Origin of the sequence: Collimonas silvisoli (assembly GCF_018305005.1) — a bacterium.
Lineage (GTDB): Bacteria > Pseudomonadota > Gammaproteobacteria > Burkholderiales > Burkholderiaceae_D > Collimonas > Collimonas silvisoli.
This window is the reverse complement of record NZ_JAGQEG010000036.1, coordinates 1-12332: the sequence shown is the minus strand read 5'-3', so window position 1 is coordinate 12332 and position 12332 is coordinate 1. Positions and strand designations below refer to the sequence as shown.

At 54.8% G+C, this 12332-nt stretch carries 11 protein-coding genes; 2 read left to right on the top strand and 9 right to left on the bottom strand.

Annotated features, from left to right (window positions below; translation table 11 throughout):
• Positions 1–2: 2 nt before the first annotated feature.
• Together KHU33_RS11800 and KHU33_RS11795 are read left to right on the top strand one after the other, a co-directional pair.
• The gene (locus KHU33_RS11800) at positions 3–494 is read left to right on the top strand and encodes an SMI1/KNR4 family protein (RefSeq protein ID WP_211463043.1); all 492 of its coding nucleotides are present in this window, start codon (positions 3–5) and stop codon (positions 492–494) included.
• A gap of 305 nt (positions 495–799) precedes the next feature.
• Positions 800–1213 (top strand): SRPBCC family protein, encoded by a 414-nt coding sequence (locus KHU33_RS11795; protein ID WP_211463042.1) that lies wholly within the window; start codon positions 800–802, stop codon positions 1211–1213.
• A gap of 982 nt (positions 1214–2195) precedes the next feature.
• Here the strand turns inward: KHU33_RS11795 and KHU33_RS11790 are convergent.
• The 9 genes from KHU33_RS11790 to KHU33_RS11750 form a co-directional block, all read right to left on the bottom strand.
• Positions 2196–2564 (bottom strand): hypothetical protein, encoded by a 369-nt coding sequence (locus KHU33_RS11790; RefSeq protein ID WP_211463041.1) that lies wholly within the window; start codon positions 2562–2564, stop codon positions 2196–2198.
• Between the two features lie 12 nt (positions 2565–2576).
• Positions 2577–5276 (bottom strand): type VI secretion system ATPase TssH, encoded by a 2700-nt coding sequence (tssH, locus tag KHU33_RS11785; protein WP_211463040.1) that lies wholly within the window; start codon positions 5274–5276, stop codon positions 2577–2579.
• 24 nt (positions 5277–5300) lie between these two features.
• Positions 5301–6383: a type VI secretion system baseplate subunit TssG gene (gene tssG, locus KHU33_RS11780; protein ID WP_211463039.1), complete on the bottom strand. Its 1083-nt coding sequence runs from the start codon at positions 6381–6383 to the stop codon at positions 5301–5303.
• Entirely contained in the window at positions 6347–8191 is a 1845-nt protein-coding gene (gene tssF, locus KHU33_RS11775) for a type VI secretion system baseplate subunit TssF (protein ID WP_211463038.1), read from the bottom strand. Before tssF ends, tssG begins: the two co-directional genes overlap by 37 nt.
• Before the next feature lies 1 nt (position 8192).
• The gene (gene tssE, locus KHU33_RS11770; protein WP_211463037.1) at positions 8193–8684 is read right to left on the bottom strand and encodes a type VI secretion system baseplate subunit TssE; all 492 of its coding nucleotides are present in this window, start codon (positions 8682–8684) and stop codon (positions 8193–8195) included.
• Positions 8685–8755: 71 nt separating this feature from the next.
• Positions 8756–9247 (bottom strand): Hcp family type VI secretion system effector, encoded by a 492-nt coding sequence (locus tag KHU33_RS11765; RefSeq protein ID WP_211463036.1) that lies wholly within the window; start codon positions 9245–9247, stop codon positions 8756–8758.
• 24 nt (positions 9248–9271) lie between these two features.
• On the bottom strand, positions 9272–10759 hold the full coding sequence (tssC, locus tag KHU33_RS11760) for a type VI secretion system contractile sheath large subunit (protein ID WP_211463035.1): 1488 nt from the start codon (positions 10757–10759) through the stop codon (positions 9272–9274).
• Position 10760: 1 nt separating this feature from the next.
• On the bottom strand, positions 10761–11270 hold the full coding sequence (gene tssB, locus KHU33_RS11755) for a type VI secretion system contractile sheath small subunit (protein WP_211463034.1): 510 nt from the start codon (positions 11268–11270) through the stop codon (positions 10761–10763).
• 76 nt (positions 11271–11346) lie between these two features.
• A complete protein-coding gene (locus KHU33_RS11750; protein WP_211463033.1) occupies positions 11347–11937 on the bottom strand; it encodes a tetratricopeptide repeat protein in 591 nt (196 codons plus the stop codon).
• Positions 11938–12332 lie beyond the last annotated feature (395 nt).

Here is a 12332-nt window from a genome sequence, read left to right as displayed (position 1 = left end):
TTATGCCGATAAAATACAGACCGGGCGCAGCGCTTGACGCGATAGCTGAACTTGAATCACATATCGCCCATCCATTACCTGGCGACTATAAAGATTTTCTGATTTCTCATAACGGATTGACGATTGAATATCCGGGGTATTGCGAAATTCCATTCAATAAAGTCGAATCCGGTTCAATCTCTTTTGGCGGCCTGTTTGGCACCAGAATCAATGAACCCTCAATGGACCTGATCTCATTCAATCAAGAGTTCATTTCGGAAATCGATTTTCTTGGTAAATCGATTGCAATCGGAGAAGACGGCGGCGGCAATCCATTTGTACTTATGCTGGAGCCCAGATCTGGCAATGTACTTTACTGGGATAGGACGCATCTGCATGAACCGGATGACAGTCATCAGGCCGATTTTGCCGAAGTCGATGATTGCGGCGATCTCTATGTGGTCTCAAATAGCTTTTTAGACTTTCTCATGGCAATACAGCAGCATTCTGTTTAGTTGTATTAGCTTAGCAGTGTCAGATTTTATCGCGACTAAATCGCTTTTGAAGGACTGCAATCGGCCGCCAAAAGCAGTCTTTCAGAAACTTTCTCAAGAGCGGTCGTTCGACAGCAAATCCATGATGACAGCAATGTATAAGAATTTGGGATGGGATATTTCATCCAGTCAGTCCTGCAAGGCGCATTTATTTTTACCAAGGCAAAGCAAACCGCTGATGTCGCGCATGAGAGCGCGGCACATTTGCGGCGTTATCTGGAAGCTCTATTCACTCAACCCTTTAACTGCAAACGAAAGGAAAAATCATGACCGAGAAAATCACCGTCGAAACACAGATCGATGCTCCCGTCACCCAGGTCTGGAATGCTTACACAACGCCGAGCGATATCAAGCAGTGGAACACAGCTTCTGACGATTGGCACACAACCAAATCTACTGTCGATCTGCGAGTCGGCGGCATTTTCTCGTCACGCATGGAGGCCAAGGACGGTAGCTTCGGCTTTGATTTCGAAGGAACCTACACAAAGGTGGTACCTCATGAATTGCTTGAATTCTCGTTTGGCGACCGCGCTGCGTCGGTGGCGTTCATAACAGGAGCAAAGGGCGTGACGGTTCGTGTTGTATTTGATGCTGAATCGGAAAATCCTATCGAGCAGCAGCAACAAGGGTGGCAGTCCATATTGAATAATTTTGCAAAATTCGTTCAAGCGAGACAGTAAAGGAACGTCAAAAGACAAACGACCGATGCGTTTCAAAATCGTGGTGTCATCCTGAGCTATACGTCAATTCGACAAACCGAGACTGCTGATGGTTATAGGCCGTTTAGGATATTTCTCGGGTGAATAGTCAAATACTGTTCCGACTGACTCAGCACGGCCACAACCCGCCGTTCCGAAAGGAGACGAATTTAGTATTGCTTGAACAATTATTTAATGGCAACATAGGCCGGCGGCATCCACAAGCAATTCAAAAGCCGATGCTATGCCTCCGTAATGCGTCAAAAAAAATAACAATGTTCGCCTTCGGGCGTCGATGAATTTAAAACATATAGTCCTGTATGAGAATGCCGCTAACGCCTGATAGCTTCATGGAATGCCCAATACACGGCGTTCGCAAACCGGCATTTATCTGTCAGCATATTCAGCACGGTTCGAGTCTGGGATTTTTTACTCCTACAGATGCGCCGACACCTGATGCACCGTGGCCGCAGGCATGGTGTGCCGCGTGTGAGCGCGTGGCACTTGAGGCAGGTGAGTGGAACGACGTGTCAGAAGGCTACACCTCATTCCGCTGGGTCTGCGAGGGTTGTCTCGAAACCGCTCGCATGCGAAATACATAGTGGAAAATGACAGTCCGTAATCGGCTGTGGATTCAACCGGTGAATGCAACAGATTGATGAAATCGTTCGGCAGGTGTTTCGTATTCCAGAGTTTTCCTTGGGCGTCATCCTGAAGTCGAATTACGACCTTCACGCTCGGACATATCTTGTCAGATAAAATCACGATTTATGCAGCTTTAGCGGTCGTAGGTTACTCCCGGTTACTTACGCGAATCCTGCAATCGTGCCCAATTGGCGGGCTGGGCTCAGGCCACGAAACGTGGCATAGAGTTTGCACAGGTACAGCGACGGCTCTATCGGCAGTCATGATGCGCCCGTGCTCAAATACACTCAGAAACAGTTAACGCAAATTGCTCTGGCGACTATCCGGTAATCTGAATGACATGCAAACCAGGCTGCTCCTTGCAACGCAAGTGATAGCTCTTATCCCCCACCTTCAGCGTGATGTGCAGATTATTATCCACCCCGCGCTGATCCCCGATCCCGCCTTCATGCGGCGCCGCCGACGGTAGCCACGGCCGGCCCTGCATCAGTTGCAGCAGGCGGCGCGCCTGTGAGCGTGCCGCCGCAGAGGCTGTATCCAGCAGGTCGATGATATCGACCGGCGTCAGCTTGACGAAGTTGCGCACATCGGCCGCCTTGTCCTGATACTGGAATTTGCGGCTGTACTTTTCATCGAACCGCTTCGAATAGCACTGCTTCAGGATTGTCTGTTTGGTTGCTGCATCCATGTTCGCTCCGCTCTATTTAATCGCGTATTTGAATTGTCCCTGCTTGTTGGCAGTGACCTTGATCTTGGCGATGCTGCCGCCTTCGGCCATCTTGCCCAGCACGGTTTCGGCAATTTCCGGCAACAGCGTGCCGTTGAGGATATTGTCGACATTGCGGGCGCCGGAATCGACTTCGGTGCAACGCGCCAGCACGGCTTCCACCAGCGGTTCGTCGTAGCTGAACTCGGCCTTGTGGTTGATGGCGATGCGCTTCTGGATCCGTCCCAGCTTGAGATTGATGATCTCGACCAGCACGTCGTCCGAAATCGGATAATAAGGGATCACCTTCAAACGTCCCAGAAAGGCCGGCTTGAACGCTTTCACCAGTTGCGGCCGGATCGCTTGTTCCAGGTCGTCGGTGCTGGGCAACTCTGCCGCCGCCTTGTTCAGGCAGCTTTGCATGATCAGACTGGAGGCGACATTGCTGGTCAGGATGATGATGGTGTTCTTGAAGTCGATCTCGCGGCCTTCGGCGTCGTCCAGCACGCCTTTGTCGAACACCTGGAAGAACAGTTCAAGCACGTCGGGGTGCGCTTTCTCTACCTCGTCCAGCAGCACTACGCTGTATGGATTACGGCGCACGGCTTCGGTCAAGACACCGCCCTCGCCATAGCCGACATAACCCGGCGGCGAGCCCTTCAGACCCGAGACGCTGTGCGCTTCCTGGTATTCGCTCATGTTGATGGTGACCAGCTTGCGCTCGCCGCCGTACAGCACATCGGCCAGCGCCAGTGCGGTTTCGGTCTTGCCGACACCGGACGGGCCGACGAACAGGAATACGCCCTTGGGTTTGTTCGGATCGTCCAGGTTGGCGCGCGAGGTGCGTACGCGCTGCGCCACGGCTTCGATCGCATGCGACTGGCCGAGTACACGCTCGTGCAACAAGGCGCCAAGATTGATCACCGTCTTGATTTCATCCTTGACCATCTTGCCCAGCGGGATACCGGTCCAGCTGGCGACGATTTCGGCCACCACCAGGCCGTCAACCTGGACCGGCACCATCGGCGTTTCGCCTTGCAGTTGTTTCAGTTCCTCGATCAGTTGCGCCAGTTCCTGGGTTTCCTTGCTGTCTTTGGCGGTCTTCCTGGAAGATTTTGCTGCGTCCGCGGCGGGAGTCTGCTCTGCAACCGGTGTCGCTTCCAGTTCGGTGCGTGCGGCCTTGATGCGGTCGGTCAGGGCTTTTTCCTTTTCCCAGCGTTCGCTATGGCTCGCCAATTCCGTAGTCAATCCGGCTTGCAACTCACGTAATTCCTTCAGGCGCTCGGCGTGCTTGCCGCCGGCGTTCGATTCCCGTTCCAGCGAATTCAATTCAGCCACCAGGCGGTCCAGTTTCTTGACGATATTCTCGATCAGGGCCGGGGTTGCATTCTGGCCTAGCGCGACTTTTGCACAGGCCGTGTCGAGCACGCTGATGGCCTTGTCCGGCAGCTGGCGGCCGCTGATATAACGATGCGAGAGACGCACCGCTTCGGTGATCGCTTCGTCGAACACCCGTACGCCGAAGTGCTTTTCCATCAGCGGCGCCATGCCGCGCAGCATGGCGCAGGCCAGTTCTTCGCTCGGTTCTTCGACTTTCACTACCTGGAAACGACGCGCCAAGGCAGCGTCTTTTTCAAAGTATTTCTTGTATTCGCTCCAGGTGGTGGCGGCGATGGTGCGCAGCTCGCCGCGCGCCAGCGCCGGCTTCAGCAGGTTGGCGGCGTCGTTCTGTCCCGCCTGGCCACCGGCGCCGATCATGGTGTGGGCTTCGTCGATGAACAGGATGATGGCGTGCGAGCTTTTCTTGACCTCGTCGATGACGCTCTTCAAGCGATTTTCAAACTCACCCTTGACACTCGCGCCCGCTTGCAGCAAACCCATGTCGAGGGTATGCAGCTCTACTCCTTGCAAGACGTCGGGCACGTCCTTTTGCGCAATCCGCAGCGCCAGCCCTTCCACCACCGCAGTCTTGCCGACGCCGGCCTCACCGGTCAGGATCGGATTGTTTTGCCGGCGCCGCATCAGGATGTCGATGGTCTGGCGGATCTCGGTATCGCGGCCGATCACCGGATCGACCTTACCTTCGCGCGCACGCTGCGTCAGGTTGGTGGTGAACTTGTCCAGCGACGGGGTCTTCGAGGCTTCGCCTTTGGCAGTCAAATCCTGCACCGGGTCGCCGCCCGCCTCTTCTGCCGTAGCGTTGCCATCCGCGGCGATGCTTTCCTGCGAGCCTTCGGTCAGCTTTTCCATGTCGTGCTTGAGATCGTCCAGCTTGAACTTGATGAACAGCTTGGAACCGCGATACGCCAATTGCACCAGGTCCGGTTCGGTCAGGAGGGCCAGCAGCAAATGACCGCTGCGGATACGTCCCGATTGGTTGTCGAGCGAGGCAATCAGCCAGGCATGTTCAAACAGCTTGGGCAGATGCGGGGAAAATACCGGGGTGCGCGCGTTACCGCTCTTGAAGCGGTCGATTTCATGCCGCAGATCGCTTTCCAGCGTAGCGATGCTGATGCCGGATTTACGCGCAATCACTGCAAAATCGCTCTTGGGCTGTTCCAGCAGCGCCAGGAACAGATGTTCTATATCCACCTCATATTGGCCGCGACTGACGCAAATGTTTGCCGCACGTTCCGCCGCCAGGCGCGAGGTGTCGTTCAGTTTGCCGATTAAGGTTTTGAGATTAATGCTCATTGAAGCCTTCCCATCCATGCATTGTCAAAGTGAGTGAATTTCGTAACAAACGTCGGTGCGGTCGATTGCAGCAGGCTTGCTGGTGACAAAAGTATCCCAGCCCAGCCGCCCGCCTTCGCGCTCGGAATCCAGGGCGACGCTTTGCACCTGGTCCGCGCGCAGGATCAGTTGTATTTCGTATTCCAGAAAGACGCTGGTAAACATCGCCAGTATCTTCTGCAGCCCGACAGCAGCCGTGCCGCCCGGCAAAAAGCTTTCAAATTTCTTTTTGGTCAAGGGACCGATTTTCAGGCGCATGCGCAAATCGCGCTGCCATACCCGCTGGCCTACCATCGCCACGCTGCCCAAGGTGGCGTTGGTCGAACCCAATACCGTTTGCTGGTCGGGCGGCACGTCATACCAATGACCGACAAACTGTTCGATCGCGATCGGCACCGAAAAATAGTCGCGCAGAACCCGCTGCATATACGCTGCGGAGGGAGGCCGGTGCCTGATGGCCGCGGCAAAATGGCCGATCGATTCGTCCAGCAGGCCTTCGCCGTCTTCCGACATGCGGTCGCGCAAGGTACGGTGGCCCAAGCCGGCGAGCGACATCAGCAGCGGCAGGAAACTGTCCTTGCCGTCGATCTGGTACTTGAATTCCAGCCGGTACTTGCGCCAGGCTTTGAAAAAAAGCGCCACGCCGCGATTCGAGAAGACATCCAGGAAAGCGCGCGGCCCTTGGTCTTTTTCATACAGCTGGTGCGCAGCAATGCGCTCCGAGTAATGGCTAGGCAAGGTGCCGTTGCTGCCCAAGAATCCGATGAATGCCGGCGTCAGCGCAATACTATCGAGCTGGTTGCTCTGCAATGCTTCCAGCAAGGCTTCCACCGATTGCTCGGTCAGCTTGGGCGTTACTTCCAGCGCCTCGATCTCGCTCGGCGGAAATCCCAGCGACACCGTGTTCTGAAAACGCAGGAAGTCACTCACCGCTTCCTCATGCGGAACGCCGTTACGTTTCAACCACAGCTCCAACATCATCACAGCCTGGAAAAACTGGAACCGATGCGGCTTGTCCAGCAGGCGCTGGATTACACTAGGTTCGAATCTCCGCTGCGCGGTAAGCATCGCAGTATCTCCTCACCTGTTCGTTTGGAAGCTATGACCAATCGCGTGAAGCTGTTGGCGTGCACATACAAGCCGAGGAAGCGATCCAGGATATTGGCAAACACATGGATACCGCTGCCGACAAACCCTTCCTCGTCCAGGGTTACCTTGATCTCGATGCCGCGCACCAGCGATGCAAACGGATTGCCGGGCAGCCAGGCAGTGGCAGCCTTATGATCGATGCCGATCACGCTGCCGATCTGGCGCTGGGAGATCGCCGAACGCGGCAAGTCATATAGGCTCAGGGTTTCTTGCAAAGCTTCAAGGCCGCCCTTGGCCAGCGACAGGTGGTTCAAGGCAAGATGCGAAATCAGGCGCCAATGCGCTCCGCGGCCGCGCTCGAAGCGGCAAGGCTCGGACGGCTTTCTCAAGAAACTGATGGAATTGACCAGAGAACCGCCCTCCAGGAACAGATCGCCGCCGGCCAAGCCGTAGGCCAGCGACGCCGGCAAGTTACGATTGCAGCAAGTCAGTTCGATACTCAGCGTATCGGTTTCTATCGTGGCCGGATCAAAGTCGATATCGACAATTGAAATTTCGGTTTCATAGCCGGGGCTGCGGGCCGCCACCAGTTCGTCGCGCCGCATGGCCCAGTAGTGTCCGGATTTATCCGCGCTTTCACCGTGACGCAGCGAATAGAACGGACGGAATTCAGTGATCGACTCACCTTCCGGGGTTTGCCGCACCAGCTGCACCGAATCGATCGAATGCACCTCATAGGCATAGGCGCGCCGTGAATCGCCGACCACCGGATAATAGGCGCTGGTGTGGGTCAGGCGGATCGGGTCGCCGCGCTGCTTGAACAGATTGATGACCGGCGTGCAGCCCAGCAGCAGATTATTGGTCGACAAGGTGCCCAGCATGCGGGCGGTGTTGGAATCGGCGCGCAGACCGGAGAGCACCAGATGCAAGGTGAATTTCTTGCAACCCGGCGCTAATAGCTTGGTGATCTCGGCGACGTCGACATCGAAGAAATTGAATTTCTCAGGATAGGAAAAATATTCGGTCAGCAGCCGATATGCCGGATGCGAACGCGCCGGGAAATCGATCAGCGATTCGTCTTCCTCAAAGCCAACGGGAGTTACCGGGATCTTGTTTACCGCATGCCAACGGCCACTGTTGCCGGCTTCGACATAGGCGCGCATCGTCCGCATGAACAGCGTATCGCGCAACGCTGCGCAAAACGACGGCTCGCCGTCGATAAATACGCGCAGCGTCTTGACCCCAAGCTCGGCAAAACCGGCCTGCTCGGCAGTCGTTTCAAAAGTGATGCCGATACGCGAGCTGGCGGTGGGTGGCAGCAGCACCGCGTCCGGCGGTTCGATGATAGGGTCGAACACGGCGTGCGACAGCAGCAGAGGCGCCACCACAACGTCATACGTGGTTTTGAATTTACAGGCTACGCCCCTGACCGGGCGCGTCGTCAGTTCGGTGCCGCGCGGGACCGGCATCGCGGTAGTCAATTGCGCTGCGGCGGCGCTGTAGTCCATGCGGGCAATCGAACAGGACGGGAACGGCCGCAGGTAATGCGGATAAAGCACCTCGAACAAGGCTTCGGTAAATTCCGGGTAATCGTCGTCCAGCCGCTTCGAGGTGCGGGCGTTGATCAGCGCGAACGACTGGATCATGCGCTCGATATGCGGGTCTTCGGAGACTTCGCCGGACATCAGCAGGCGCCCGGCAATCTTTGGATAGCGCTCCGAAAATTCGCGTGAATAGCGTCTTAGAAAACCGAGCTCTCGCTCATAATAGGGAAGTAATTCGTCCACGTTAACTGTCCACCCGCATCGCGCGGCGTGCTCTGCTGATTGAGTATTGCAAGGTAGATGGCTGCAGCACGGCGTCGAAGCTCACAGCCTCTTTGGCCGGCGGCACAACCAGCATGGCCGCAATCGCAAAATTCAGACGGTTGATTGATCCTTCGCGCAACTCAAGCGAAGCCCGGACATTTCTCAGGCGCGGCTCGTGGCGCGCAATACCTTGTTCCAGGCATTCGCAGATATAAGCACGGTCATCCATGCTGGCCAGACTCATGCCGGAAAAGTCGTTCAAGCCGTAGGTCAATATCGACTTGCTGCATTCGGGAAAATTCTTGAGTATTTCTTCCGGAATCACGGTGCGCGTATTCAGCATGGCCTCCAAGTCGCGGGCAACCGCGTCTTTCAAGGCATCCATCGATAATCGCACTACCAGATCGGATTGCGCAGGCGTACTGTCGCCGCCCATCAGTCTGTCAAACAATCCCGGCGTGAAACCTTTCATCGCATACCATTCAGAAGAAAAAAGAAACGCGGCATCGAGATGCCACGGCTCTCATTACCGGTACAAAAAAATTACACGACCTTGTTGGTCGACAGATCCCAGCCGCCGGATGTGTTGCCACCGGAGCCGCCACCGATTTTTTGCTGTGTGTACTTCCATTTGACTTTGGAATATTTCAGGCTGACGCTCTCGCTCAGCACTTCGCCTTCCTGGACGGATGGCGTGACATCGGAAATCAGCAGGTTCGACAACTCGATTTCGAAGTACTTGATGCGGTCGCCCTTGCCGTCAGCGCGCAGGAACTCAAACTTTGCGCTATCGATCGTCTTGCCCGAAGAGCAGTTTTGCAGCAGCAAAGGTGTGGCCAGATCGGCGATCTTGGTAATCACGATATCCTTGTGCTCGCAGCGCTCAGCAGTGTGGCCGCCGCCGGTCGACGCCGTAGCCGACTTTGGCTGCAACACTTCCCACTGTACCGATTTGCATTCGATCCAGTCTTTGTGTGCGCTGTCTGTCGATTCGCCCTTGATGCCATTAATTTGCAGATATACGTCTATTGCCATGGTGATTCCCCTTATTCAATTAAGTTAGGACTTGGTTGACGCTGGTAATTCCGCAACCAAGCGGAGTGAAACTGAAAGTTCATCAAGCTGGAAGTGCGGGCGCAAAAAAGACACTGCACGATAAACGCCCGGACGTCCTGGTACTTCAGATACCTGCACTGAGGCTTCACGCAACGGAAATTGCGCCTTTTGCTCTTGGCTGGCATTGTCATCAAGCAGCACATACTGGGTCAGCCAACGGTTGAGGAAATCTTCCACGTTGCCTGCCGAAGCAAAGCTGCCGATCTTGTCGCGCATCATCGACTTCATGTAATGCGCAATACGCGATACGGCGAAAATGTATTGCAGCTGGGCTGACAGCACGGAGTTGGCATTAGCCGAATCGGTATTGTATTTCTTGGCTTTCTGGGTCGATTGAGCACCAAAGAAAGCCGCGTAGTCGGTGTTTTTACAATGCACCAGCGAGATGAAACCAAGATCGCTCAGTTCTTTTTCACGACGATCGGTAATGGCTATCTCGGTCGGACACTTGAGCGCAACTTCGCCTTCGTCGGTTTTAAAGGTATGAGTCGGCAAGTCTTCCACCAAACCGCCGCCTTCGACACCGCGGATCGCTGCGCACCAGCCGAAATCTTCAAACGCCTTGGTCAGCTTGGTGCCGAATGCATATGCTGCGTTACACCACAGGTATTTGGAGTGATCGGTGCCATCGACATCTTCCACGAAGTTGAAACCGTCGACAGTCTGGCCATCCTTGGGATTGAACGGCAGGCGGCCCAAAAAGCGTGGCAGGGTCAAGCCGACATAACGGGAATCTTCCGATTCGCGGAAAGACTTCCATTTTGCATATTCGACGGTCTCGAACACCTTGGCCAGGTCGCGCGGCCTGCCGAGTTCGCTATAGGTTTCCAGGCCAAACAGTTCAGGCGACGCCGAACTGATGAACGGTGCGTGCGCAGAAGCGGCGATATGCGACATCTGTTCGATGAAATACATGTCTTCCGGCTGCCGGGTAATTTCAAAATCCCCCAGCAAGGCGCCGAATGGAGAACCGCCGAAAGTGCCGAACTCTTCTTCATAGACTTTCTTGAAGACAGCGCTCTGGTCGAAATCCAGGGCTGCCTGGAAGTCCTTGACCAATTCCCGTTTGGTGGCGTTCAACACCTTGATCTTGATATTCTGGCCGGTAGTCGAATTGAACACCAGATAGTGCAAGCCGGTCCAACTGCTTTCCAGCTTCTGGAATTCAGGCGCATGGATCACGGCGCTGACTTGCGCTGAAATCAGACGGTCCAGTTCGGCCACGCGGGCGTCGATGGTGGCCGACAAATTGGCTGAAACCACCACGGTGCCTTGCATGACCTGATTCACGAGTTCGGAAATGATGTCCTTGGCGCGGTCATGCTCAGCGCCGGACTTGGCAACCTTGCTCTGTTCTACGATCTGGTCAAGCAAACCGGATTCTTCTGCGGTTGCGCTGGCGGTCAACGCAGTGTTGTGCTGAAAGGACATTTCAGTCTCCTTGCTTCTTGGTTTGCTTGCTTAACGCCGCGAGCTTTTCTGTGCTGTTGAGCACATCGTTGAGGATATCTTCCAGCTTGTCGTTGCCAGCCAGCTTGTTGCGCAGATCCGCCAGCTTGGTGCGGGCTTCGAGCAACTGCTTGAGCGGCTCGATTTGCTGCACCACCGCTTCCGGACGGAAATCGTCGATGGATTTGAATTTGAGCTCGACCCCGAACTCGCCGCCGGCGTCGCTCAGATGATTCGGCACGCGGAAAGTAGCTTTCGGCTCGACGCCCTTCATCACCTCATCGAAATTATCGTTGTCGATGTTGACGAACTTGCGGTCCTTCAGCTTGGGCTGGGCCACATCGGACTTGCCGCTGAAATCGCCTACCACGCCCATCACGAACGGCAACTCCTTTTGCTCGATTGCGTCACCGATTTCAACGTCGTAAGTCATCTGCACGCGTGGTGGACGCACTTTCTGCAAACGTTTTTGAGTACTCTCTTTTTTGGCCATAAAACCCCCGCTGATGCTTACCGAATAATCACGCCCTGATTCCGCCTGGCGGGATCAGGATTCTTTTGAGTTACAGTTACTGTAGCGATCCGAATGGATTGGCGGCGTCGCCGCTAGGTTCTGGCGTCGCACCTGGCTTCGCCGCAACAGCGCCCTTTTTGGCGGTTGCTGCTGCCGGACGCGCCACCACCTTTGGCCGGGCCGGCACCAATACTGTCTCGCCCAGGCTTTCACGCAGGATTTTGGCCAGTCCTTGCGCTTCGCTGCGGACGTTGCCGTTCAAATCGTTCTGCGTGCGCAAATCGTTCAGAGCCTTGGTCGACAATCTGAGGCCGCCCACCGCCACTATGCTATTGGCAACCTTGTCCTTCGGATCGCGTTGCAAACCTTCCAGCGCATTGGAAATGGCATCGCCATAGTTTTCTGCATCGAAGCGGATTTGCGCCAGACGCACCCATGGTGTTTTGTCTGCAGGAAACGCGCTGGTCGCATCTTTCAACAACTTGACTGCTTTATCGGTTTGTCCGGCCTTTTGTGCGGCGTCTGCTTCAGCCACTATAGAATCCAGCTTGGCTGCGGGGTCTACCGGTGGCGCCTGGGTTGCACAGGCACTTAACAGGCAGGCCAATGCCGTGCCGTAGATAAACTTATTTTTCCATTGACTCATCTTGCGCTCACTTTCCATATGGCAATTTTTAAATAGCCGGATCTTAACAAAACTTGGCAGATGCAGATATCATATTGCCAATCTACATCAAAATTTGTTAACTTTGGTTACACCATAGCAACAATTTTAGTCTAGACACATACTATGTGTCTAGACGACAACTACGTTGTTGTTTTATGCAACATTAACAATAAAATACTTTTTTCGAGCGTTATTATCCATTTAATATTTCTGCAATCCAACTAAAGACTAGTCTTAATGCGCCCCTTATCTATCCTGGTTTCGCTGGTCGCAGTGCTGAGCTTGACTGGTTGCGCCGCAGGCGCCGTATCGGCGGTTGGCTCAATCGCCAGCTCTGTATTGCAAATGTCAGGTATCACCAAACCAGAAATCCC

Excerpts from the sequence above, each read along its gene's own strand:
- KHU33_RS11800 (WP_211463043.1), top strand. The coding sequence starts at position 3 with ATGCCGATAAAATACAGACCGGGCGCAGCGCTTGACGCGATAGCTGAA.
- KHU33_RS11795 (WP_211463042.1), top strand. The coding sequence starts at position 800 with ATGACCGAGAAAATCACCGTCGAAACACAGATCGATGCTCCCGTCACC.
- KHU33_RS11790 (WP_211463041.1), bottom strand. The coding sequence starts at position 2,564 with ATGGATGCAGCAACCAAACAGACAATCCTGAAGCAGTGCTATTCGAAG.
- tssH (WP_211463040.1), bottom strand. The coding sequence starts at position 5,276 with ATGAGCATTAATCTCAAAACCTTAATCGGCAAACTGAACGACACCTCG.
- tssG (WP_211463039.1), bottom strand. The coding sequence starts at position 6,383 with ATGCTTACCGCGCAGCGGAGATTCGAACCTAGTGTAATCCAGCGCCTG.
- tssE (WP_211463037.1), bottom strand. The coding sequence starts at position 8,684 with ATGAAAGGTTTCACGCCGGGATTGTTTGACAGACTGATGGGCGGCGAC.
- KHU33_RS11765 (WP_211463036.1), bottom strand. The coding sequence starts at position 9,247 with ATGGCAATAGACGTATATCTGCAAATTAATGGCATCAAGGGCGAATCG.
- tssC (WP_211463035.1), bottom strand. The coding sequence starts at position 10,759 with ATGTCCTTTCAGCACAACACTGCGTTGACCGCCAGCGCAACCGCAGAA.
- tssB (WP_211463034.1), bottom strand. The coding sequence starts at position 11,270 with ATGGCCAAAAAAGAGAGTACTCAAAAACGTTTGCAGAAAGTGCGTCCA.
- KHU33_RS11750 (WP_211463033.1), bottom strand. The coding sequence starts at position 11,937 with ATGAGTCAATGGAAAAATAAGTTTATCTACGGCACGGCATTGGCCTGC.